Annotated in this window: 1 protein-coding gene; it reads left to right on the top strand. The window is 50.4% G+C overall.

The features are described 5' to 3' along the window. A partial coding sequence (gene tuf / locus F557_RS0118215; protein WP_019003630.1) for an elongation factor Tu occupies window positions 1-1170 on the top strand: 1170 nt, incomplete at its 5' end.

Genomic DNA, 1170 nt, shown 5'->3' on the forward strand with positions numbered 1-1170 from the left:
GTTCGTAATCTGCCTCACGTTAACGTAGGCACTATCGGTCACGTTGACCATGGTAAGACCACCCTTACCGCTGCTCTCACCACTCTCCTGAACAAGAAGTTCGGCGGCGGTGCAGCAATGTCCTACGATCAGATCGACAATGCTCCTGAGGAAAAGGCTCGCGGTATTACCATCAATTCTGCTCACGTTGAATACGATACCGATAAGCGTCACTATGCTCACGTTGACTGCCCGGGCCATGCTGACTATGTTAAGAACATGATTACCGGTGCTGCCCAGATGGACGGTGCTGTACTCGTAGTAGCTGCCACCGATGGCCCTATGCCTCAGACCCGCGAGCACATTCTGCTTGCCCGTCAGGTAGGTGTTCCTTATATCATCGTATTCCTGAACAAGTGTGACATGGTTGATGATGATGAACTCCTTGAGCTGGTTGAAATGGAAGTTCGCGAACTTCTTAACGAATACAAGTTCCCGGGAGACGATACCCCTGTAATCCGTGGTTCCGCTCTTGGTGCTCTGAACGGCGAAGAGAAATGGGTTGAAAAGGTTTATGAGCTGGCAGCCACTATGGACAGCTATATTCCTGAGCCGGTACGTGATGTTGATCATCCGTTCCTGCTGCCTATTGAAGATGTATTCTCTATCTCTGGCCGTGGTACCGTAGTTACCGGTCGTGTTGAGCGTGGTATCATCAAGGTAGGTGACACTGTAGAAATCGTTGGTATCAGACCTACTGCCACTACTGTTTGTACTGGCGTTGAAATGTTCCGCAAGACCCTTGACGAAGGCCGTGCTGGTGAAAACGTTGGTGTACTGCTTCGTGGTACTAAGCGTGAAGAAGTTGAGCGTGGTCAGGTTCTTGCTCAGCCTGGTTCTATCACTCCGCATACCAAGTTCAAGGCAGAGGTTTACGTACTTACCAAGGAAGAAGGTGGTAGACACACTGCATTCCTTAACGGCTATCGTCCGCAGTTCTACTTCAGAACCACTGACGTTACCGGAACTATTGCTCTGCCGGAAGGCACTGAAATGGTAATGCCTGGTGATAACGTAACCATGAATGTAACTCTGATTCACCCGGTTGCTATGTCCAAGGGCCTCCGTTTCGCTATTCGTGAAGGCGGTCATACCGTTGGCGCTGGCGTTGTTGCCGAGGTTGAGGCTTAA

Origin of the sequence: Succinimonas amylolytica DSM 2873, from assembly GCF_000378405.1 — a bacterium.
GTDB classification, from domain to species: Bacteria; Pseudomonadota; Gammaproteobacteria; order Enterobacterales; family Succinivibrionaceae; genus Succinimonas; species Succinimonas amylolytica.